The organism is Mycolicibacterium nivoides (genome assembly GCF_003855255.1).
GTDB lineage: Bacteria > Actinomycetota > Actinomycetes > Mycobacteriales > Mycobacteriaceae > Mycobacterium > Mycobacterium nivoides.
Genome location: NZ_CP034072.1, coordinates 3,376,647 through 3,398,680, shown reverse-complemented (window position 1 = coordinate 3,398,680; position 22,034 = coordinate 3,376,647). Strand labels below are relative to the sequence as shown.

At 67.3% G+C, this 22,034-nt stretch carries 24 protein-coding genes; 5 read left to right on the top strand and 19 right to left on the bottom strand.

Translation table 11 applies throughout. The annotated features are described in order from the left end of the window. Window positions 1–169 precede the first annotated feature (169 nt). The gene (locus EH231_RS16280; protein WP_124712778.1) at window positions 170–2,299 is read right to left on the bottom strand and encodes a hypothetical protein; all 2,130 of its coding nucleotides are present in this window, start codon (window positions 2,297–2,299) and stop codon (window positions 170–172) included. 247 nt (window positions 2,300–2,546) lie between these two features. Here EH231_RS16280 and EH231_RS16275 point away from each other — a divergent pair, with 247 nt between their 5' ends. Then, window positions 2,547–3,056, top strand: coding sequence for a DinB family protein (locus EH231_RS16275; protein WP_164481207.1), 510 nt, complete (start codon window positions 2,547–2,549; stop codon window positions 3,054–3,056). Between the two features lie 6 nt (window positions 3,057–3,062). On the opposite strand, the gene hchA is transcribed toward EH231_RS16275, so the two are convergent. The 8 genes from hchA to EH231_RS16235 form a co-directional block, all read right to left on the bottom strand. Continuing rightward, window positions 3,063–3,944 (bottom strand): glyoxalase III HchA, encoded by an 882-nt coding sequence (hchA, locus tag EH231_RS16270; protein WP_090427118.1) that lies wholly within the window; start codon window positions 3,942–3,944, stop codon window positions 3,063–3,065. Between the two features lie 82 nt (window positions 3,945–4,026). After that, window positions 4,027–4,731, bottom strand: a complete 705-nt coding sequence (locus EH231_RS16265; protein WP_124712777.1) for an anti-sigma factor — start codon at window positions 4,729–4,731, stop codon at window positions 4,027–4,029. Then, window positions 4,728–5,303, bottom strand: a complete 576-nt coding sequence (locus EH231_RS16260) for a sigma-70 family RNA polymerase sigma factor (protein WP_090427123.1) — start codon at window positions 5,301–5,303, stop codon at window positions 4,728–4,730. Before EH231_RS16260 ends, EH231_RS16265 begins: the two co-directional genes overlap by 4 nt. Window positions 5,304–5,311: 8 nt before the next feature. Further along, on the bottom strand, window positions 5,312–6,091 hold the full coding sequence (locus EH231_RS16255; RefSeq protein ID WP_409543161.1) for a DUF1295 domain-containing protein: 780 nt from the start codon (window positions 6,089–6,091) through the stop codon (window positions 5,312–5,314). After that, entirely contained in the window at window positions 6,088–7,356 is a 1,269-nt protein-coding gene (locus EH231_RS16250; protein WP_124712776.1) for a class I SAM-dependent methyltransferase, read from the bottom strand. Before EH231_RS16250 ends, EH231_RS16255 begins: the two co-directional genes overlap by 4 nt. Further along, complete coding sequence (locus EH231_RS16245) at window positions 7,353–8,090, bottom strand: DUF1365 domain-containing protein (protein WP_124712775.1); 738 nt, start codon at window positions 8,088–8,090, stop codon at window positions 7,353–7,355. Before EH231_RS16245 ends, EH231_RS16250 begins: the two co-directional genes overlap by 4 nt. Continuing rightward, window positions 8,084–9,385: an NAD(P)/FAD-dependent oxidoreductase gene (locus EH231_RS16240; RefSeq protein ID WP_124712774.1), complete on the bottom strand. Its 1,302-nt coding sequence runs from the start codon at window positions 9,383–9,385 to the stop codon at window positions 8,084–8,086. Before EH231_RS16240 ends, EH231_RS16245 begins: the two co-directional genes overlap by 7 nt. 43 nt (window positions 9,386–9,428) lie before the next feature. After that, entirely contained in the window at window positions 9,429–10,253 is an 825-nt protein-coding gene (locus EH231_RS16235) for an LLM class F420-dependent oxidoreductase (RefSeq protein WP_164480916.1), read from the bottom strand. A gap of 62 nt (window positions 10,254–10,315) precedes the next feature. Between EH231_RS16235 and EH231_RS16230 the strand changes: the two genes are divergently transcribed. Next, window positions 10,316–11,413 (top strand): glutamate--cysteine ligase 2, encoded by a 1,098-nt coding sequence (locus EH231_RS16230; RefSeq protein WP_124712772.1) that lies wholly within the window; start codon window positions 10,316–10,318, stop codon window positions 11,411–11,413. A gap of 43 nt (window positions 11,414–11,456) precedes the next feature. On the opposite strand, the gene EH231_RS16225 is transcribed toward EH231_RS16230, so the two are convergent. From EH231_RS16225 to EH231_RS16205, 5 genes are all read right to left on the bottom strand, one after another. Beyond that, the gene (locus EH231_RS16225) at window positions 11,457–12,644 is read right to left on the bottom strand and encodes an Nramp family divalent metal transporter (RefSeq protein ID WP_234927478.1); all 1,188 of its coding nucleotides are present in this window, start codon (window positions 12,642–12,644) and stop codon (window positions 11,457–11,459) included. 131 nt (window positions 12,645–12,775) lie between these two features. Then, window positions 12,776–13,006 carry a hypothetical protein gene (locus EH231_RS16220; RefSeq protein WP_164480915.1) on the bottom strand — a complete coding sequence of 77 codons (231 nt, stop codon included), beginning with the start codon at window positions 13,004–13,006 and terminating at the stop codon, window positions 12,776–12,778. Between the two features lie 54 nt (window positions 13,007–13,060). Then, window positions 13,061–13,327, bottom strand: a complete 267-nt coding sequence (locus tag EH231_RS16215) for a hypothetical protein (protein WP_090427141.1) — start codon at window positions 13,325–13,327, stop codon at window positions 13,061–13,063. Window positions 13,328–13,351: 24 nt separating this feature from the next. After that, on the bottom strand, window positions 13,352–14,428 hold the full coding sequence (locus tag EH231_RS16210; protein WP_090427143.1) for an NAD(P)H-dependent amine dehydrogenase family protein: 1,077 nt from the start codon (window positions 14,426–14,428) through the stop codon (window positions 13,352–13,354). Window positions 14,429–14,436: 8 nt separating this feature from the next. Next, window positions 14,437–15,228 (bottom strand): SDR family oxidoreductase, encoded by a 792-nt coding sequence (locus EH231_RS16205; protein WP_090427146.1) that lies wholly within the window; start codon window positions 15,226–15,228, stop codon window positions 14,437–14,439. Window positions 15,229–15,513: 285 nt separating this feature from the next. Between EH231_RS16205 and EH231_RS16200 the strand changes: the two genes are divergently transcribed. Beyond that, a complete protein-coding gene (locus EH231_RS16200; protein WP_124712771.1) occupies window positions 15,514–16,002 on the top strand; it encodes a glucose-6-phosphate dehydrogenase in 489 nt (162 codons plus the stop codon). A 174-nt stretch (window positions 16,003–16,176) separates the two neighbouring features. Continuing rightward, window positions 16,177–16,479, top strand: coding sequence for a hypothetical protein (locus EH231_RS16195; protein WP_234927263.1), 303 nt, complete (start codon window positions 16,177–16,179; stop codon window positions 16,477–16,479). A 1-nt stretch (window position 16,480) separates the two neighbouring features. Here the strand turns inward: EH231_RS16195 and ku are convergent, their stop codons facing one another. Beyond that, window positions 16,481–17,359, bottom strand: a complete 879-nt coding sequence (gene ku, locus EH231_RS16190) for a non-homologous end joining protein Ku (RefSeq protein ID WP_090427152.1) — start codon at window positions 17,357–17,359, stop codon at window positions 16,481–16,483. A gap of 60 nt (window positions 17,360–17,419) precedes the next feature. Continuing rightward, on the bottom strand, window positions 17,420–18,055 hold the full coding sequence (locus EH231_RS16185) for a pyridoxamine 5'-phosphate oxidase family protein (protein ID WP_090427155.1): 636 nt from the start codon (window positions 18,053–18,055) through the stop codon (window positions 17,420–17,422). Window positions 18,056–18,134: 79 nt separating this feature from the next. Between EH231_RS16185 and pdxR the strand changes: the two genes are divergently transcribed. Further along, a complete protein-coding gene (gene pdxR / locus EH231_RS16180; protein WP_124712770.1) occupies window positions 18,135–19,562 on the top strand; it encodes a MocR-like pyridoxine biosynthesis transcription factor PdxR in 1,428 nt (475 codons plus the stop codon). 6 nt (window positions 19,563–19,568) lie between these two features. Here the strand turns inward: pdxR and EH231_RS16175 are convergent, their stop codons facing one another. The 3 genes from EH231_RS16175 to EH231_RS16165 form a co-directional block, all read right to left on the bottom strand. Next, window positions 19,569–20,492 carry a carbohydrate kinase family protein gene (locus EH231_RS16175; protein WP_090427161.1) on the bottom strand — a complete coding sequence of 308 codons (924 nt, stop codon included), beginning with the start codon at window positions 20,490–20,492 and terminating at the stop codon, window positions 19,569–19,571. Between the two features lie 23 nt (window positions 20,493–20,515). Continuing rightward, complete coding sequence (locus EH231_RS16170) at window positions 20,516–21,133, bottom strand: cutinase family protein (protein WP_090428791.1); 618 nt, start codon at window positions 21,131–21,133, stop codon at window positions 20,516–20,518. Window positions 21,134–21,515: 382 nt separating this feature from the next. Then, a complete protein-coding gene (locus EH231_RS16165) occupies window positions 21,516–22,001 on the bottom strand; it encodes a MarR family winged helix-turn-helix transcriptional regulator (RefSeq protein WP_124712769.1) in 486 nt (161 codons plus the stop codon). Window positions 22,002–22,034 lie beyond the last annotated feature (33 nt).

The window sequence follows — 22,034 nt, the reverse complement described above, 5'->3', positions numbered from 1 at the left end:
CCCATTGCGTCTGCCTCCTCGATTGGATGACCGAATCCGCCACCACGTCGTCGTCGCCAACCCTTTGGCTCAAGTGCAGCGCATTCGTCACCGTCACCGCAATACCGTCATCGCGGGTGCGGTGATCAGATCGGTTCGGTGGGGTCAGGCTCGAAGCGGACGCCGGTGTTCAGCACATGGGAAATGAAGAACACTTGGGTCCCTTTGACCGTGGCTGTTCGGGCGCCTGACGTGGGCCCGGATCAGATTGCGGTGCCTGCCGCTCGGGCTTCTGCCGGGCAGGCGCCTCCTGTGCGGGCGGTGCCTCTCGGACGGGCGCTTGTTGGACGGGCGCCTGTCGGACCGGGGCCTCGGGAGCAGGAGCCTGGGGTTCCGGTGCGGTCCTCTGCCGCGGCGGTTCGGGGGCCTGTGCCGTGGGTTCCGGTGCGGAGCGCTGTCGCGGTGGATCTTCCCGGGTCGGGGCCTGCTGGACCGGCGCATCCGGCGTCGGCGCTTCTGGTGCCGGCGCCTCACGAACGGGATTGTCCCGGTGGGGCTCCGAGCCTTCGCGGGGCGGGGTCACCGCGGGGTCGGATGGCCGCTCCGTTTTCGGTTCGGGTTTCGATTCGGCCGGTGGCGCGACCTCGGGGCTGGACGGGCCCCCCGGTCTCCGCTCGGCGGGCGGGGCCCCAGCGCGGTCTGGTGCGTCCCCTTTGGGGGGAGTCGGCATCTGCCCGGCGGAACGATCCGGGTCCGAATTCGGTGCCGTGTTGTCCGGTACGGGCTCTGGCTTCTCGCGCGGTTTGTCGGTCACCGGCGGGGTGTAGGCGGGCGCCGGTGGAACTTTGGGCGCGGAAAACCCGGGTGACACCTTCGATGGGACCGCAGCCGGCGCGGCCGCCGTCAATGCCGGTGGTGCAAAAGATGTTTCGTGGTTTGCCGTGGGTGGTTCGGGACGGTCCTTCAGGGCTGACGCCGACGGCGGCCCGGTGAGGATGGTGGGCCGAGGGGTGAGTTCCTTGGTGAAGTCACGGGCGGACTTGTCCGCGAGGTTCTTCATCAGCTCCCTGGAGCTGCGCGTCGCCTTGTCGTTGGAGATGAACTGCGCCAGTGAGGCATTCAGGTTCACCACCGGAGACGAGATCCGGATGTTCACTTTGACGGCCGAATCGGGGATGGCCGGCCGTGCCCAGTCGCGGTTGCGCGGATTGTGCCAATCCCGGTTCATGTTCCAGTTCTGGTACCTGTCCGGGTTGAACCCGTGGGCCCGATTCCACTGCGCGCGGCGGTACACCGGATCGTGGTTCTGGAACTTCCACTGGTAGTACTGCTTGTACGGGTGGTGGTGGTCATACCAGTCCTGCCTGCGCGGGTCACCGGGGTAGCCACGGCGCTGGCCCCATTCGTTGCAGCCGTTGCGGTCCCAGCCGTCACGGTCGTAGCCGGCCCAGTTGTAGCCGGCCCAGTTGTACCCCCAGTGGTCATACCCCCAGCGGTCGTAGCCCCACCGGTCATATCCCCAGCGGTCGTAGCCGACGAAGTCGTAGCCGTACTGGTTGTAGCCGCCGAGATCGTAGTTGTACCAGCCGGTCGGGTTGTAGCCGTACAGCTGTCCCCAGGACGGGTCGTAGTAACCCAGGTACCCGAGGTTGGGAGTCAACGGCGGATCCGCGGGCTGGGGCCAGCCGGCTGCTGGCTCGACCGGAACATCGGGTGGCGGTGGGATGAAGTCGTCACCCGCGCCCGCGTACCCCCAGGTCGGTGCGGACGCGCTTGTCAGTACCGCGTCGGGCGCCTGCGGTGGCGCAGCGGGTGCGGGCAGTGCCGCCAGTTGTTGTACCGAATCGGGTGTGTACTGCAGAAGTTGTTGTGTCAGTTGCAGATAGAGGTTCTGCAGACTGGTGCGCTGAGGCGACGGTGATACGTAGTCCAGACCCTGCTTGGCCTGATTCAGTGCTGTGCGGGCGTCGGTCAATTGATCGGCTGTGGGCTGCTGCCCGCTGCCCAGGATGTCCTGCGCCCGTTTCAGGTCGTCGACGACAGCGGTCAGGGCGACGTCTTGCGCGTGCTCGGGGAAGATCGCCTTCTGGGCGCCCGACAAGGTGGCTCCCGGCGAGCTCGTGTACGTCGCGCCGAGCAAGCCGGCGACGAGTAGCACGGCCAATCCGCCGGCGATGGCCGTTTTGCCCCGGCGTGACCGGGGGATGAACCTGCGTCGCCGGGGCACCGGCTCGGCGGGCCGCAAAGACCTCAAGTCGACGGGCGGGGGGCTGAGGGCAGTCATGCCGATCTCCTCGATGATGACCGATGGTCTGGTCACATCACTCCCCGACCGCGTGATGCCAGATGTTCAGGTGCTGGTGCGCGGGCTCAATCGTATGCCTTCGCAATATTAAGCATAACTAAATGTCACGCGGCGCCGCCACACGGACCGGCTCCCTCGCGGAACTCTCATCAACACACAGCTTGCGCAAAGGTGAGCACAGGAAGCGTTCGTCGGGCCGCCCCGAGCCCTCCACTGCGGTCGGTCCGTCCCAGTGTCCTGCGCGATGGCAGCATCACAGACCATGACGTCGATCCAGCGGCCGATGCCGCCGATGAATGCCGATGAGCGCACGACGCTGGAGAGCTGGCTGGACTTCTATCGGGCCACGTTGGCGCTCAAATGTGAAGGACTGGATGACGAACAGCTGCGTTCGGCGTCGGTGCCGCCGTCCGGGCTGAGCCTGCAGGGCCTGGTGCAGCACGCGGCGGAGGTGGAGCGGAACTGGTTCCGCAGAGTGCTCACCGGTGAGGACGCGCCGGCGATCTTCGGGCAGCGGGATCCAGACGGACACGATGGTGGTTTCGAGGTGTCCGCTGAGTCGTCGTTCGCCGTCGCAGCGCAAATCTGGCAGGACGAGGTCGAGCAGGCGCGTATCAACGCCGCGGCGCGCGAGCTCCACGACACCGCGGCCTTCATGGGCGGCGAGGTCAGCTTGCGCTGGATCTATACGCACATGATCGCCGAGTACGCCCGCCACTGCGGGCATGCGGACCTGATCCGGGAACGCATCGACGGGCAGGCAGGGGTCTGAGGCCGATCAGGACTGAGGTGCCGTCCCGAGGGCGTCGAGCAGACAGTTGACGGCCAGCTTGCCCAGCGCATCGGAGGCCAGTGGGCTGTCGCCGGTGAGCAGCCGGCGGTCTTGATGCACGGTGCCGGCCATCTTGTCGTTGACGACGGTGAGCCCTTGCTTGGTCAGCAGGTCGGCCACGAGCCACTGCAGGCGCCCAGGCAGGTAGCCGATCTCGATGTTGGGCCCCTCGTCGAGCGAGTCGGGGAACACGCACACCGAATACCCGGCCAACGGTGACCGGGCCTTGCCGAGGCCGGCGGCCAGCAGGGCCGCCGGACCATGACACAGCGTGATGATGAACCGGCCGTGGTCCAGGGCCCAGTTCAATGTCCGGCCCACCGCTTCGCTGCCGGGCAGCCCGACGACGGCACCGTGGCCGCCGGGGATGAAGACCGCGAGATAATCGGAGGCCCTGAGGTCGTCGACCAGGTCGGACAGCCTGTGCGGTTGCTTGAGCTTGGGTTTGAGGGCCTCGTAGGTCGAGGTCACCGCCCGGTCCTCGTGGGGCATGGCCCACAACTCCAGCTTGGCCGGGTACCCGGAGATGGTCGCGACGTCGACGTCGAATCCGGTCTGCATCAGATGGTGCAGCGGCAGCAGCATCTCCACCGGGTGGTTGCCGGTGGAGAACATCTTTCCGTTCTGGCACAGCACATATCGCTCTTCTGCGGCGATCATCAGCACCTTCCACCGGCCCTCGGTGTAGGCGCCCTTGTGTTCGACACCGGCGAAGTCGGTCTTGGGTGAGGTGTACTGACTCAACGAGTAGGGCGACGGGAAGAAGGCGTTGTCCTCGGCCTGATCGGGAGTGGGCGCCTTGCTGAGGTTCTCCGCGTTCTGTGACATCTCGCGTCACCTACTTCCGTATGGCCAATTCGCACGGTCGTCTCAGCAGTACCCCGGTTTCGCCCACCCCATGCACGTCACATCACCGCAGGGGCAGCTCGGCGAAGATCGGCGTGGTCGGTGCCGTCGAACCGCGACCCGGCTCGACGGTGAAAGCCAATGCCGACGCGTCACCCAGGTTCGGTAGCACCGCCGTAGTCGACGGCGCGACGGCCGCAGAGTCCATGGTGCCCGCCGATTCCGGCCCGCCCTCGCGCAGCAGCCACATCTGATAGACCGTGCCGGCTTCCGGCGGCGTGACCCCGTTCATCACCAGCACGCCGGCGTCGCGTTCGCGGGAGAACACCACCGTCGCGGTTCCGCCGGTGGGGATCGCGCCGGACACGGTCCGCACGTCGGGGGCGGCAAAGATCTGTTCGGCGGCCGACGGTGTCGGGGCCGGCCGCATCGCGATGCCTATCCCGATGCCCGCGACGGCGACCACGACGGCGGCCGCGGCGGCCAGTGCGGCGGTTCGCCACCAGTGCCGGGTGGGTCGCTGTGCACCCGCCGACACCGCCGCGAGCAGCCGGTCCCGCAGGTCTGCGGGCGGCTCCAGTGCGGTGCCCGCCGCCACGGTGGCCATGGTCTCGCGCACGTCCCGTACCTCGCTCGCGAACTGCGCGGCGACCTCCGGCGGTGCCGCCACGAGGCGCTGTTCGATCTCGGTGCGTTCGGCGTCCGATACCGCGTGCAGTGCGTACGGGGTGGCCAGCGTCGTCAGCTCGGGGTCCATCGGGTCGGTCATGCCGCCCCCAGACAGTTGCGGAGGCCGCGGATCGCGTCACGCATCCGGGATTTGATGGTGGCGAGATTGGCTGTCAGCCGTTGGGACACCTGGCTGTAGGTCAGCCCGTCGTAGTAGGCGAGGTGGATGCACTCGCGCTGGTCCTCGGTCAGCGAGGACAGGCAGTCGGCCACCCTGCGTTGCTCGTCCCGGGTGATCACCGAGTCCGCGACGTGGTCGACGGCCGGCTCCACGTTGCTCGCGCCGTAGCGGGACTCACGCCGGCTGGCGGCCTGTTCGGCGCGCACCCGGTCCACCGCCCGCCGGTGTGCCAGCGTCATCAGCCAGGCCATCGGGGAACCGGCGGCCGGGTTGTAGGTGCCCGCGGCGTGCCACACCTGAAGGTAGATGTCCTGGGTGGTTTCCTCGCTGTATCCCGGATCCCGAAGAACCCGCGTGACCAGGCCGAACACCCTGGACCTCGTCTGGTCGTACAGTTCGGCGAAGGCGTCGACGTCCTGTCGGGCCACCCGGTGGAGCAACGCGTCGAGTTCGGCGGTCACCCGCATCAGCCTAGCCACCGGGGCCGGCATCGTCCTGCTTATCCGGATCTCGGCGGGGCGGGAATGAAAAATGAAGTGCGCGAACAATACTCAGTGAATCCCGGCCGCCCGGCCATGTGTTTCTCGGCGAGGCGCGCACCGGTCGCGTACACCAGGAAGTACGTCATCAGCACCGGGGACAACGCTGTCACCAGCGATACCCAGCCGCAGATGCTCACCAGCCACAGCCCCCACCACACACAGCTGTCCCCGAAATAGTTGGGATGGCGCGTCCAGGCCCACAGGCCGCGGTCCATGATCGCGCCCTTGTTGGCCGGGTCGGATTTGAACCGGCGCAGCTGATGGTCTCCGACGGCCTCGAAGGCCACCCCGACGACCCAGATCGTCACGCCGGCAATCAGAACGGGCCGCAGGGCCGTGGGCGTCGGTCCGAGGGTGGCCGACAGCTGCACCGGTAGCGAGACGAACCACGTTGCGGCCGCCTGGATCACGAATATCTTGCGCAGCACGTGGCCGGCCGAGAAGTCGCCGCCGAGCAGCTGCCGGTAGCGCGGGTCCTCACCTTTTCCCGCCGATTTGAGCACCATGTGCCAGGACAACCGTCCCGCCCAGAGGCCGACCAGGCCCAGCAGCAGGATGCGGCGGAAGGGATCGCCGGTGCCCAGGACAGCACTGATCGCGGCGACCACGATGAAACCGACACCCCAGGCCACGTCGACCACGTTGTACCGCCCGAGTTTTCGGCCGATCAGAAAGGTGGACCCGTGCACGACGGCCAGCGCGGCCAGCGAAGCCAAGGCGATCACGAGCAGGTTCACCGGTGTCCTCCCGTCGGTGCGAAGGTCCACTGGTAGACGTCGAGATAGCCGGCGGCGAACCCCGCCTCGGAGTAAGCCAGGTACAGCTCCCACATCCGCTGGAACACATCGTCGAATCCTTGTGATGCAAGCGCGTCGCGGCGCGCGAGGAAGCCCTCACGCCACAACCGGAGGGTCTCGGCGTAGTGCGGACGCAGCGACATCATGTCGACCGTCCGTAGCCGGGTACCGCGTTCGGTCAGGCCGATGATCGCCTTGGTCGAGGGCAGTAGCCCGCCCGGGAAGATGTACTTCTGTATCCAGGTGTAGGTGTCGCGGGTAGCCAGCATGCGGTCGTGCGGCATCGTGATCGCCTGGATCGCGATCCGGCCGCCCGGGAGAACGAGGCGGTCGAGGGCCTGAAAGTAAGTGGGCCAGAATCGATATCCGACCGCCTCGATCATCTCGACGGAAAGCACGGCGTCGTAGCAGCCGTCGACATCGCGGTAATCGCGCAGGTCGATGTCGACGCGGTCGGCAAGGCCCGCGGCCGCCACCCGGTGCCGGGCCAGCCGCTGCTGCTCGGACGACAGGGTGATCGACCGGACCTGCGCGCCCCGCGCGGCGGCACGGATACAGAGCTCGCCCCACCCGGTCCCGATCTCCAGTACCCGGCTGCCCGGCCCGACACCGGCCGCGTCGAGCAACCGGTCGATCTTGCGGCGCTGGGCATCTGCCAGTACGTCCGGAGTGGCAGGAAGGTGCTCGAACAGTGCGCTGGAGTATGTCATCGTCTCGTCGAGGAACTCCGCGAAGAGCTCATTCGACAGGTCGTAGTGGGCCGAGACGTTCCGTCGGGCCTGTGCGGGCTCGTTGTGCTGGGAACGTGGTGACCGGGGCAGGGTGACGCTCCGGAATCGTTGCAGTGCAGCCGGAATCAGATCACCCATCGATCTTCCGAACTCGGTGAGCAATCCGACGAGGTCGGTCGAATGCCACTCACCGGCCATGTACGACTCACCGAACCCGATCAGGCCGTACCGACCGATCCTGCGGGTGAGAGCGTCCGGCCGGTCGATGACCATGGTGGGCAACGTCGGGTCGGCCGCCCCGATGACGGTTCCGCCGGGCAGCGCCAGCCGCACCGGCAACGTGGCGGCGGCCCGCTTCAGCAGCCGTCCGGCCGCGGCGCCGGCGATGACGGCGGCCGGTCCGCCCGGCGGCCGCGCCACGTCGGGCCAGCGGGTCGGGTCGATGCCGGAGCGCGTCTCGGTCTCGATGCTCACAGGGTCCTTCCTCGGTCGGTGGTGGTGGATTCGCCGGCGGGCCGGGGTATCACGGGAACCCGGCGCAGCCACAACTTGATCCCCTCGATGCGGATGGCGAGGGCCCCTGCCAGCGGGGCCAGCGGCGCGGCCAGTTGAAGGCGCATGATCTCCGCTGTGCTCGCCACCCTGCGGTCACCCCGTAGCGTGGCGACAAAGGCCGGATGGCCTTGACGGTGAAGGGAAATCGTCACGTCCACGTGCTCGGCGGGTTCGGGAGCCAGGACTCGGTAGTGCCCGTCGACGGCATTGAACGGTGAGACGTACATGCGCTTCGCCACGTGGGCGCGCCCGTGGGCGGGCAGTAGATAGGCGTGACGCTGGCCGTAGGTGTTGTGCACCTCGGCCACCACGAAGCGCAACGTGCCGCCGGCATCGTGGCACCAGTACAGGCTCAGCGGGTTGAACACATATCCCAGCACCCTCGCCTGCAGGAGTGCGGTCACGCTGCCGCCCTCGAGGTCCACATCGTGCGACCGCAGAAACGCATCAACGCGTTGACGCAGTGAGTCTTTCGGTGTTCCGGCGAAGTGGTCGCCGACCTCGAACCGGGCGAACGGACCCAGCCAGCGGGGTAGGCGCGGCATCCGGTCCAGATCGACGTACCAGCTGTACCCGCGGTAGGTGAAACGATGACGCACCGGGGCCTGGCGGACATGGGTTATCCGGGTCCGGTAGATAGCGGGAGTCAGCATGTCAGCGGCTCCGGTGCCGAGAGACCGGCCCATCGGGCTCCCAGTCGCTGGGCGGCCCGCCAACCTGACAAGGCGCCGTCCTCGTGAAATCCCCAGCCGTGATAGGCGCCGGCGAACACCACCCGGTCATCGTTGAGGGAAGGTAGGAGTTGTTGAGCGGCAACAGATTCAGCTGTGTAGGCCGGATGGCTGTAGAGCATCTCGGACAGCACGGCCGAGGGGTCGACCCGATCGGCCCCGCCGAGTGTGACCAGGTAACGGCGGGGGCCGCCCAACCGCATCAACCGGGTGATGTCGTAGGTGACGGTGACTGCGCGATTGAAGGGGTCGATCAGGTAGTTCCAGGATGCGCGCGCCCGCGGTAGGCGTGGCAGCAGGGACTCGTCGGTGTGCAGTTGCGCCTGGTTGAGGTGGTAGGGGATGGCTCCGAGGATGGATCGTTCGGCAACGGTGGGTTCGGCCAGCATCAACAGCGCCTCGCCGGGGTGTGCGGCGATGACGACGGCGTCGAACTGCCGGGGCTCGCGGCCGTCCACGGTGACCGAAACACCATCGGGGCATCGCCGCACGGATCGCACGTGTGCGCCGGTGACCGCCTCGTGCAATCGGGACACGATTGCGTCGACGTAGGTGGCCGACCCGCCCTGCACCGTGCGCCACGTCGGGGAGCCGAAGACCGACAGCATGCCGTGGTGCTGAAGGAAGGTGAACAGGTAGCGGGCCGGATAGTCCAGCGCCTCACTCGGCGGGCACGACCAGACCGCCGCTACCAGTGGGCTCATGAACCGGTCGATGAAGTACCGGGAGAACCCGTGGCGCCGGATGAATGCGCCCAGGCTCTCCTCGTCGCCGCGGGCCGGCCGGTTCAGCAGCCGGGTTGCCAGGCGGTGGAATCGGGTGATCTCACCCAGCATCAGGAGGTAACGCGGCCGCGTCAGGTTGGACCAGGCCGGGAACAAGCCGCCGAGGCCGCGTGCACCGGCGTACTCCAGCCCGATGCCGTCGTCGCGCACCGACATCGACATGTCGGTGTTCTGCGTACGGATTCCCAGCTCATCGAACAGTCGGCACAGAGTTGGGTAGGTGCGGTCGTTGTGCACCAGGAAGGCGGTGTCGAGGGCGACGGTGCGGCCGTCGTCGACGACATGCTGGGTATGAGCATGTCCGCCGAAGCGGTCGTCGCACTCCAGGAGAGTGACCCGGTCGCGCGCCGACAGGACGTACGCAGCGGTCAGGCCGGCGACGCCGCTGCCGATGACGGCGACTGACCGTCTGCCAGGATGAATCTGCTCCACACCTGGGATTCGGTGCCGGCACCGCCCTGGATGGGACGAATTTCTACCGGAGTTCGGCGATCACCTTCCCGAATGCCTCGGCGTGGGCGATCTGCACGATGATGTAGGTGATCCCGTACTTCTCGCGCAGGCCGCGAATGCGGTCGGCGATGGCGCTGACCGACCCCGACAGCACTCCGGGATGCCGCAGCAGTTCTTCGTCGCTGAGCCCCGGCAGGAAATGGCGGGGCACGTTGAGAATCGGCATCTCGCTGCCGGGCGCAGGCATCGCGGTGACGGCGATGTTGAGTTCCAGCTCGTCGAACCGGTCACCGGCAGCGTTGCGCAGGAACGAGATTCGGTCGGCCAATGGGTCAGTGTTGCCGTCGTGGACCCGGTCACCACCGGTGAGGCCGATGATGTCGGCGGTCTGGGCGGCCAGGGTCAGCAGCCGGTCCCCGTTGCCCGCGATGAGGATCGGGATGTCGGGCGCATGCTCGCGCAGGTACTCGGTGGTGTGGCGCAGATAGTCGATGCGTTCGCGTGCGCTGGGGAAGGGCAGTTCCGCGGCGTCGAACTCTTCGCGCACGTAGCCCGCGCCGAGCCCGAGGTCGAACCGGCCGCCGGACAGATCCCGCAGGGCGGTGGCATCGCGCGCCAACAGCGCCGGTTTGTAGAAGCCGGCATTGAGCACGAACGTCCCGACGCGCAGCGTGCTGGTCGCCGCGGCGACGGCGGTCAGGGTCGGGAACGGGGCGGGCGCGCCGAGATGGTCGGGCACGTTGAGCACGTGGAAGCCGAGGTCTTCGGCACGCCGGGCGGCGTCGGCAATCTGCGACTGGGATTCGGCGGTTCGCAGGCTGACGCCAAAGCGGAAATCGTTGGGCATCACCCGATCTTAGGCACGGCCGGCGCAGGTTTGGAGGCGTCTGCGGTGGGCAATTCTGAGCCGTGACGAGTCATCCGACGGTGGGCGTGGAGGAGGAGTTCCTGCTCATCGACCCACAGCACGGCGAACCGGTCGCCCGTAACAAGCAGGTCGCCGCCAGTGCCGCCGAGCACGGGGTGGACCTGCAACTGGAGCTGACCAGCTGCCAGGTCGAGACCACCACGGCCGTGATGAACAGCAGCAGCGCGTTGCGCTCCGAGCTGACCAGGTTGCGCCGGATCGCCACCGAGGCCGCCGCCGCCAGCGGGGCGCAGCTGTTGGCCGCCGGCCTGCCGCCGACCGTGCCGCACAAATTCCCGGTGACGCCCACCGCGCGCTACCGCAGGATCGCCCACCGGTTCGGCATGATCGCCCACGAACAGGGCATCTGCGGCTGTCACGTACATGTCGCGGTGCCCGACCGTGAGGCCGCGATCCACGTCAGCAACTGGCTGCGGCCGTGGCTGCACGTGTTGTTGGCGCTGACCGCCAATTCGGCGATCTATCGCAACACCGACAGTGGCTATGCCAGCTTCCGCAGCGTGCTGTGGTCGCGGTGGCCGAGCTCAGGGCCTCCGCCGTATTTCGATTCGGTCGCGCAGTACGACGCCGCCGTCGCCATGCTCGAGCGGGCCGGCGCCGCGCTGGACGACGGCATGATCTATTGGGATGTCCGGCCGTCGGCGAACTTTCCGACGGTCGAGGTGCGGGTTTCCGATGTGCCCGCGACGGTGGCCGAGACGGTGCTGCTGGCCACGTTGATCCGGGCCGGGGTGATGACGGCGATGACCGCCCATGACGACGGCGAACCGGCTCCGCGCCTGGCGGATTGCCAGCTCCGCGCGGCTCATTGGAAGGCCGCTCGCGATGGCCTCGACGGCGACGGCATCGATCTGTTGGGAGATCAGTCGACGGTCCCGGTGCGGGACCTGCTCGACCGATTCGTCGATACTGTGCGGCCGGCGTTGGTGGCGTTGGGCGATTGCGACATGGTGCGTGACGAGCTCAGCCGCATCGTCGCCGAGGGGAACGGCGCTATGCGTCAGCGTCGGGCCTGGCGGCGTAGGGGCGAAATCGCAGATGTGATAAGCGAATTGGCGGCCGCCGTGGTCAGCGACTAGCCTGCCCAGCGCCGCAGGAACTCGACGCACGCGTGCGGAGCACTCAGCCCTTCACGGTCAGATAGATCAGCACCACGTTGAGCACACTGATCAATCCGGCAACGGCCCAGCCGAGTGCCGTGGTGACGCGGTGATTGACATCGTCGCCCATCAGGGTCGTGTTGCTGGTCAGACGTACCAGCGGGATCAGAGCCAGCGGTATGCCGAACGACAGCACGACCTGGGAGAGCACGAGGGCGCGGCTGGGGTCGACGCCGATGGCCAGGATGACCAGGGCCGGGATCAGGGTGACCATCCGGCGCAGCAGCAACGGGTAGGAGCGACGCAGCAATCCCTGCATGATCATCGCGCCCGCATACGCGCCGACCGAGGTCGACGCGAGGCCGGAGGCCAGCAGTCCGATGGCGAACAGCAGCGCGACCGTCGGGCCCAGGGTGTCGCTGACCGCGGCGTGGGCGCCCTCGATGGAATCGGTGTTGTCGCGTCCCTGCAGGTTGGTAGCCGCGACCAGCAGCATGGCCAGGTTCACCGCACCCGCCAGCAGCATCGCGAGGCCGACGTCGTAGCGCGTCACCCGCAGCAGACGTCGCCGCTGGGCGCCCGGTTCGGGTTGGCCGTGGCGATCGCGGGCCAGGCCCGAGTGCAGGTAGACCGCGTGTGGCATCACGGTGGCGCCGAGCATCGCGGTGGCCAGCAGCAGGCTTTCGGCGCCCTGGAACCGGGGGATCAGCCCGGCCGCGACGTCGGCCGCCGGGGGAGTCTCGACGAACAGACTGGTCAGAAAACCGATGGCGATGACCATCAGCAGTCCGGTGATCACCCGCTCGAACACCCGTTGACCCCGGCGGTTCTGCACGCTCAGCAGCAGTAGCGATACCACCCCAGTGATGATTCCGCCGAGTAGCAGCGGCAGGTCGAACAGCAGGTACAGGGCGATCGCTCCACCCACCACCTCGGCGAGATCGGTTGCGACGGCGACCAATTCGGCCTGTATCCAGTAGGCGATCCGGGTCGGGGTGCGGGTGTGGTCGGCGACCACCTCGGGCAGGGAGCGGCCGGTGACCAGGCCCAGCTTGGCCGAGAGGTACTGCACCAGCCCGGCCATGGCGTTGGCCACCACGATCACCCAGACCAGCAGATAACCGAACTGTGCTCCCGCGCTGACATTCGCGGCGACGTTTCCGGGGTCGACGTAGGCGATCGCGGCGACGAATGCCGGCCCGAGCAGCATCCAGCTCGGCGTCGTGCGCGCCTTGGTGTCCTCTAACAACAGCCCTACCTTCTATCCGGGTATGCGAATAGAAAAGTTAGGGTAGCCGAAACCTTCTGGTTAAGCCACGTCGGGGGCGGTCACAAGGGGTGTCACCAACCGATGCCAATGCCTCCGAAGCCGAACATCGGGCCGTACCAGGGGCCGTAATTCCTCATGGCGGGCGGTGACGTGATGATCTGCGTGCTGCCGTTGGTCTGGCATTGCGTGGTGTTCGGTGAGGTGTTGGTGCACTTCGGTGCGGCCGAGCCGGCCGGGGCCGTGAGAATCGCCAAACACGGCACCGCCAGCAATGCAGCCAGGTACCGAACGATGTTCGTCATGACCTACTCCGATCCTGGAGCAAGTCTACGTCTGAATGGCGCCGTCAGCGCTGGTCAGAGCACGAAAAAATCGTCATCCCAGGGGAACATCCCGTAGCCCGGCTGCGGCGGTGTCGAGTCGATCTGCGCATTGCCCTCGGTTGCGCATTCGGTGGTCTGTCCACCCTCGACCGAGCTGCCGCCGGTCACCTCGCACTGCGGCAGCAGGCGAGGCTCGCTCGGGGCACTGGGTTCGGCCGACGCCAGTGGGGCCAGGGCGATCGCCGCGGAAGCACCGCCAACCATCAGGCAGCCGCTAAGCGTGGTGAGGCGAATTCTCATCGCGGTGCTCCTTCCAGCGGCGGTCTATCCGGCCGCGTACAGACCACGCCCGGTGATCAACGGCAGATCGAGAGTGGTCCGGATACCCGGCTTGGCGTCCACCACCGCCGGGATCGCGTTCACCACCCGCGCTGCCGTGGCGACCAGACCCGCGTGGTTGTGATCGCCGTTTGGGCTGCTCAGGCGCAGATCCAGGTGATAGGACGGCTCACCGGTCACCACGACGCGGTATGAGCCGCCCTCCTGCGCGGGCTGCGGCCACTCGGGGCACAGGTCGTCGCGCAGGCGCGTCACGTGCTCCAGCACCACGGCGGCCTTGCCGTCGCGCATGCCGCGCACCTCGAAACGCAATGCGGCAGTGGTGCCGGCGGGGATGTGACCGGCCGAGATTTCGAAGTCCTCCGGCGCCGGCACCCGGGTGTGCTCCTCGGTGACCTCGTCGAGTTCTATGCCCAGGCCGGCGGCCAGCTGACGGACCACCGAACCCCAGGCCAGAGTCAGTACGCCGGGTTGCAGCAGCATCGGAGTTTCGTCGATCGGCTTGCCGAAGCCCATCACGTCGAACATCACCGCCGCGCTGTCGTAGGTCGCATAGTCGACGATCTCCATGCACCGGATCTGCTCGATCTGCTGGCAGGTGCCCGCAAGAGCGAGGGGCAGAAGATCATTCGCGAAACCGGGGTCGATGCCATTGACGAACAGGCTCGAAGATCCCTCTTGCGCCGCAGTCTCGATGGGCTCGATCAGCTCGGCCGGCAGCACCTGCCACGGGTACTGCAGGAACACCGCGGAGCTGGCCACCACGTTGACGCCGGCCGCCAGGATGCGCCGGTAGTCCTCGAGGGCCTCGGGCAGCCGGTTGTCGGCAAGGGCGGTGTAGACCACGCAGTCCGGCTTGGCGGCCAGGATTGCGTCGAGGTCGTCCGTGGCCAGAACACCCGTCGAAACATCAAGGCCGGCAAGCTCTCCGGCGTCCTTGCCGGCTTTGGCCGACGAGGACACCCATACGCCGGTGAGTTCGTAGTCCGGATTGGTGACGAGCTGCTTGAGCGCATGCTTGCCGACGTTTCCAGTACCGACCGCCGCTACGCGAATGGTCATTGTTCTCCTCAGAGGTCAGGGATGGGCAGGTCGAGATTGGGCATGTTCAGGCCGCCGTCGACCTCGAGCACCTTGCCGGTGAGGTAGCTGCCCGCGGGGGAGGACAGGTACACGGCGGCGGCGGCGATGTCGGCCGGATCGCCGAGGCGGCGCAGCGGGGTGGCCTTCTCCATCGGGTCCCGCAGCGCGTCGTTGGAGGCGACGATGTCGAGGGCAGAGGTGAGGATCGAACCGGGCGCGATGGCGTTGACGCGGATGCGGGGGCTCAAGTCCAGTGCGGACAGTCGGGTGTAGTGCGCGAGGGCGGCTTTCGCGGTGCCGTAGGCGGCGAATCCGCGACCGGCCAGGCGTCCCACCGTGGAGGTGATGTTGATGATGCTGCCGCCGCCGGAGTGTTCGAGCATCAGCGGCACCGCCGCACACGTGAGCGCGTGCGCGGTCGACACGTTGAAAGTGAACGCGTTGCGCAGATCCTGGGTGGACGTGTTCAACAGCGGCGCGGGCATGGTGCCGCCGACGTTGTTGACGACGATGTCTAGTTTCCCGAACGCCTCGACCGCGGTGGCTGCGAGTTCCGCGGTTGCCTCGGGGTGGGCGAGGTCGGCGACGACAACGTGCGCCCTGCGCCCCGTCTCGGCGATCTGGTCTGCCACCTCGTCGAGTTGGGCCTGGGTACGTGCCGCGATGAGCACGTCCGCACCGGCTTCGGCGAACGCGAGCGCCATTGCCGCGCCCAGTCCACGGCCTGCTCCGGTGACGATGGCCACCTTGTCGTCGAGTCGGAATCTGTCCAGAATCACGTGCGCTCCGTTCCCTTGTCCGGCGCCACGCTAGCAGGGTCAGTGGGTGGTCGTGGCGCGTTTCTGAAACACGTTCTAGTCGTCTTGTCGCGCTCGTGGGCGCGGATCGGAATCGCCCTGGAAGCCGGGGAACGCCAGTACGAGTTGTGCGGGCACTATGCGGTGGCGGTCTGCGGGGCCGATTGTGCGCACGACGTTGCGCATCTGACCCAACGCGACAAAGGCCCCCCATCGCGGCGGTGGCGGGCGCACACTGGAGGGGTCAGTTCAAGGTGGGGAGCCGCGATGACCCAGCAGCGACACGACTTCTTCGGCGACGTTTTCGCGCGGTATTTCAAACCCGCGATCGACGCGATCGATCAGTACCCGTCGGCGGCGGGCACTCTCATCCACCGCCTGCTCGCCTGTACCGACGACCTGCAGGACCGGTTGGCCCAGGCTCGTCTGGCGGCGGAGGTGTGGGGCGAGGAGGAGTTGGGTCACCCCGGCCATCATGTGCACCCGGCGTCGGAATTGTTCGTCATCACCCAGTGCGGCCTGATGTACGGCGCGCGCTTCGCCGACGCCCGTCATGGCCTCTATTACCTGGCGACACCGCACACGATGTTCGACGCGTTCGTCGATCAGGTGGAGCTCACACCGCTGAGCCTGGGCACGGTGGTCGCGGTCGATCGTCGGTGCAGTCGCGACCTCGAGTCCGCTCATCCCATGGATGCGGCATTGCGCCGGATCCTGGACGAACACGAGGTCTTGCGCGTCGACGTACGTGCCTGACGGCGCTCCGAGAGCGCTCATGTTAACGCCGTATTTCGGCGGAGTTCGCTGCGTGTTAACCGGTGTGGATTCGGTATGAGATTGTCCGACAACGGAATTCGGCGTTTTAGGTTTAGCCCACTTCACCGAAACCGAGAGGACGGGCTGAACCCAGTGAAACGGAACTTGAGAAGCGTGTGTGTCGCCGGTGTCGGGCTGTGCGGGCTGGGGACGGCGCTTGCCGCGCCCGCTGCCGCCGCGCCCACCGAGTCGACGGCGAGCCAAACCATCAGTGACCTCGAAAGCCAGGGCTACCGGGTGATCTTGAGCAAGGTGGGCACCAAAGCCATCGACGACTGCACGGTGAGCGCCGTCCGCCAGGGACGCTCGGTCACCGGACCGCAGATACCGACCGGTGCGGCAAGTATCACGTCGTTCAACCCCGGGCAGAATCTGCAGTACACGACGGTGTACGTGGATCTGGACTGCCGCCGCTGAGCTACTTCTTGGCCGCTGCTTTCTTGGCGGGAGCCTTTTTGGCCGGAGCCTTCTTTGCGGGGGCTTTCTTGGCCGGTTCTTTCGCCGCGCCGCCGCGCGCCTTCACGCTGGCCTCGAGTTTGGCCAGCAGGTCGGACACGTCCTCGGTCTCGTCGAGCTCGGTCGGTTGTTCCTCGACCGAGAAGGCTTCTCCGCCTTCAAGTTTGGCCTGGACCAGCTCCTGCAGCTGTTCCTGGTAGTCGTCGCGGAACTGGTCCGGTTTGAAGTCGTCGGTCATCGATTCCACAACCTGACCGGCCATCTTCAACTCGGCCGGCTTGATCTCGACTTCCTTGTCCAGCACGGGGAAATCGGGATCGCGGATCTCGTCGGGCCACAGCAGGGTGTGGATCACCATGACGTTGCGCTTGCTGAAGTCCTTGACCCGCAATGCGGCCAGCCGCGTCTTGTTACGCAGCGAGAAGTGCACGATGGCAACCCGATCGGTCTCGGCGAGCGTCTTGGCCAGCAGCACGTAGGACTTCGACGATTTGGAGTCGGGCTCCAGGAAATAGCTCTTGTCATACATCAACGGGTCGAGCTGATCGGCCGGGATGAACTCGACGACCTCGATCTCGCGGCTGCGTTCTTCGGGCAGGGTGGCGATGTCCTCATCGGTGATCACCACCATCTGCCCGTCGTCGGATTCGAACGCCTTGTTGATGTCGCGGAACTCGACCACCTCGCCACACACTTCGCAGACGCGCTTGTAGCGGATGCGCCCGTTGTCCTTTGCGTGGACCTGATGGAACTTGATGTCGTGGTCCTCGGTGGCGCTGTAGACCTTGACCGGCACGTTCACCAGGCCGAAGGCGATCGAACCCTTCCAGATGGATCGCATTTGCCCAGTATGGCTTGATATCGGCGGCTGCGCGAAGAACCGCCGGATCGGTGCGTCGGGTCAGGTGCCGTTGACCAGGCGATGTACGGACTCGGGTGCGTCGACGTCCGCACCCACCCACGGCGCCGGAATCGGGTCGCCGGCCACGGTCCGAAGAGGCACCACGCCGGCCCATCCGCCGGAGTCGGCGGCGTCGTCCGGCGGCGCCGGCGGTGCGTCGCGCACCTTGACCGTCCAGCCGTCGGGCGTGATCGGCAGCGCGATCGCGAGTGTCGCGGCGAGCTCTCTCTTCGTACTGGACCGCACCTCAGAACTGCGGCCGGGGATCAGCGAGTCGCTCATCAGATCCAGTGCGTACGCCGCGTCAGCCGGGTCGATGACGGTCAGGTGCCCGCGTACGACGGCCGACCGGTAGTTGGCTGTGGAGTCGAAAAGCGTGTCCGCCACGACGATTCCGTCGAGAAGCGTGACGCAGAACGCGGCGGGCGCCCCGGCCGCCACATGCCGCAGCGCACCCGCGCCCGTCGACCCGTGCAGGATGACCCGGTCGCCGTCGCGGGCATAGAGCATGGGCACGACCCACGGTTGTCCGTCCACCACTGTCGCGAGCGTGCCCACGGCGGCGGCGTCGAGCACCGAGTCGAGGTCGGGCCGGTCGGTGCGGGCGAGCTCGCGTTCTCTCCTGATCTGCGTCACGGAAGGAATTCTGCGGGCATTCCGGCATGCTTGAAAGATCCAGAACTGGATAAGAAGTCCAGACCACTATTGTGGTGGCATGGCGCGTCATGCACCCGAGCTCCACTTGGCGTTGCAGCTCCCCGAGGATGAGTCGCCGCTGCGGCAGCGCATCGCTGCGGCCGTCATCGAGCAGATCCGGCGGGGCCGGCTCGGTCCCGGCGACGCGCTGCCGTCGACACGCAGCCTGGCCGCCGACCTCGGGGTGGCCCGTTCGTCCGTGGTCGACGCCTACGACGAGCTCGCCGCGGCCGGCTATACCACCGCTCGGCTCGGATCGGGTACCCGGATCGCCGCGGGCGCCGACGTCGCGGCCCACGCAGGTGCAGCCTCACACGTCGCCGCGGGTGGCGCCACGACGGTTGCCCCGCTCGCTCCCCGTCAACAGCAGCCCGCGTGGGATCTCACCCCCGGGCACCCTGATCCCGGACTGATCTCGACCACCGACTGGCGGCGTGCCTGGCGAGCCGCCGCGGCCGCGCCCGTGCCCGCCACCGCGGCGGCCCCCGATGGGCATGCTGAGCTCCGTCGTGCCCTGGCCGGTCATCTGCGTCGTACCCGTGGCATCCTCGCCGACCCGGGAGAACTGGTCATCGTTCCCGGCGTCGCGTCGGCACTGCGCACCGTCACCGCGGCGGCCGGGCTGACCGGACGGGATATCGCGTTCGAGGAACCGGGCTACGACGAGGCGCGCCGGGCGTTCGAGATGTCCGGTGCCCGAACGCGCGCGGTGGCTGTCGATGGCGACGGACTCGATCCGGGCTCGCTGCGCGATTCCGATTCGGCCGTGTATTGCACTCCGGCGCATCAGTATCCGCTCGGGGCGCGGCTTCCCGTGCCTCGTCGTGCCCGCCTGGTGCAGTGGGCGATCCGGACCGGCGGACTGCTCATCGAGGACGACTACGACGGTGAGTTCCGGTATGACGTGTCTGCACTGCCGGCGTTGCGCGGTATCGACGGCGGGCGCGACTGCGTGGTCTATATCGGGACTGCTTCGAAGGTCCTCACCCCCGCGCTGCGGGTGGCCTGGCTGCTGCCGCCGCCGGGGCTGCGGGAGTCCGTCGCCGACACACTGGAGCGCAGTGGTGAATCAGTCTGTGGAGTGACCACTTTCGCGCTGGCCCGGTTCATCGAGTCGGGTGCACTGACTCGACACCTCGCGAGGGCGGCACGCACGTACTCGGCGCGGCGGTCGGCGCTGGTCGCTGCGCTCGGGCGCCGGTGTGCGGGCCTCCGACTGGAGGGTGTCGAGGCGGGTCTGCACATGGTGTTGCGGCTGGACGAAGGGATCGATGACACCGCGATCGCGGCCACGCTCGGTGAGCGGGGTGTCACCGTCGCGCCGCTGTCCGCGTATTTCGCGGGTGCGCCCGGCGCGCGGGGTCTGGTGTGTGGGTACGCGCGCCTGCCCGAAACTCAGGCCGACACGGTGGCCGAGCTCATCGCGGGCGCGATCGGGCGGCCGTGACGACGCTCAGGGCTGCGCTGCGGCGTCTCGTGCCGCACGATCCGGCAGGTCGGCGCCGGGTCGAGCGACTGTCATCGACGCGGAAAGCGCCGCCGACGTCAGGATGTCTTCGAGGGCTTCGGTGCCGATCCGGGACAGGTCACGACGGCGGTCGGCGCCGAGCAGTCCCAGCGACCACAACGCGTCGAGCAGGCCCGTCATAAAGGCGTCGCCGGCCCCGACGGTGTCCACAACCTGGACCGCCCGGGCCGGAACCGACACCGATCCGGCCCGGCACACCGCGAACGCGCCGCGCTCACCCGAGGTGACCGCGACGATCGACGGGCCGACTTCCAGCCAGGCCCGTGCGATCTGCTCGGGGGAGTGCCGGGGGTCCAGCCAGCGCAGATCGTCCTCGGAGGCTTTGACGATGTCGGCGCGTTCGATGAGCCGGTCGACGCGCCCGCGGGCGATGTCGTCGTCTTGGATCACGTCCGGCCGGACATTTGGATCGAAGCTGATGGTCGCCGACATGCGGTAGGCGTCCAGCAGCGCGGCGGTGGCACGACACCCCGGTTCCAGCACGGTGGCGATGGAGCCGGTGTGGACCAGCAGCGGGGTCGCCACCTCGGGCGTGCCGGTCAGCTGCCAGTCGATGTCGAAGCGATAGTGGGCCGATCCGGCGGCGTCCAGGGTGGCGAAGGCGGTCGGGGTCCGGCTGGCGCTGGTGCTACCCGAAACCAGCTGTACCCCAGAACGTTCCACGTACTCGACGATGCGCTTGCCGCGGTCGTCATTGGCGATGTGGGTGAGAAAGTCGACGCCGCGGCCCAATCGGCTCAGCCCCACAGCGACGTTGAGTGGGCTGCCGCCGACGTATTCGCCGCTGATCCTGCCGTCGCTCTCGACGACGTCGATCAACGCCTCGCCGATGACCAGGGCTCGGCTCATGGCTCCATGGTAGGTGGGTTCGGCTAGAGCCGTCCGGCGATGAAGCCCGCCGCCTGATCGGGATACGGCGGAAGCTCGTATGCGCTGTGCGCCGCACGGACACGTCCGCCCTCGACGCAGATCGGATCGCCGGGGCTGCACAGATCGATGGCCCGCCCGGCGAATTGCCCGGTGCTCGACAGCGGCGTGCCGAATCTGTTGCCGGGATTGCCGAACACCGCGACCGCGGCCACCCGGTCGGCGCTGTAGGGCGGCAACGCGGGAGCCGAACCGATCGTGCCGATGCGGTCACCGATCGGCGGTACGCCCGCCAGCATCGACATCGCCGCCGCACCTTGCGAGAACCCGCCCAGCACCACCCGGGTGTCGGGACACTGGTCGGCCAGCCAGGCGATATGTCCGGCCGCGTCGTTCGCGGCGTCCGCGGTCGTCAGGAAGTTGAGCCCCGCCGGGTAGTTGACCGCATACACGCCGACGCTGCGTGGTGCGACCTGGGGCACGAGCCGGTCGACCATCGCCTGGCCCACCCGGCCGATCCCGGGGGGCTCGCCGGTGCCGCGGGCGAACACCACTTCGATGTCCGAGCAGGGGTCGGCCGATGCCGCAGGAACCGGACCGGTGAAAACGGCCGCCGCGGGCATCAATACGGCCACGGCCAATCGCGGGAGCAAACTGTGCACACGGTTCAGCGCCATCTGCACATGCTCACATGTCGGTGGGGCCCGTGTCTTCGATGTGGGTATACGTTTGGCTCGGATGAACGCGTTGTACTCAGGTGTCCGACAGGCCTATCGAAACTTCGCCGAGTTGATAGCGCACCTCGAGTAGCCGGAGTTGTTGCGCCACATGGTGGTGCCAACGATCATCAGGGGCAAAGTAGAGGGCATTGCAGTAACCGAACCGGCACTTCATCCAGGACTACGGTTTGTGATGCCGCCATACATGACCGCTCGCCGGTGACGACGATGACTGTCCCGAGGTGCCGACCGTGCCGTTTGCAGCTCTGAACATCAGCGGTGACTCTTATTGAGGGAAGGGGTCCAATCCACGCATCCGGTTCAAATGCGCTTGCTGTAGTTCGTCCGCACGGGTGAGGTAGTCGACGATAAGAGCAATCTCCGGGGCGTTGTAACAGCTCAACAACATCTTGCCGCCCTGATTGAGCAACGGGGAGAACAATTCCGAGATACGGCGAGCAGCAAGCTCTGTGCCCAACACGATTACTCGGCGCCGATCGGTCGGATGCAGCGATCGGCTGACGTAGCCCAGTTTCTCGAGTCGATTCAGCACTATCGTTGTGCCTGCGGCAGTGAGGCCCAGCTGCTCGGCCAAAAATCCCGGTGTCGTGGCCTTCTCCTCCGCGAGAAGAATGAGTTCTAGGGCTCGTCGATCCGTCTGATTGACGCCGAGCACTCGCACTAATTCACGCGCCAGATCGTTGGCGGATCCGTGAAAGGACTCCAGTGTCCTCTGCAGGACTACAGCCATCCGGCGGAGTTCGGTTGTCATCGAACGCTAGACCTCCCAAACCCGGCTTGGCCC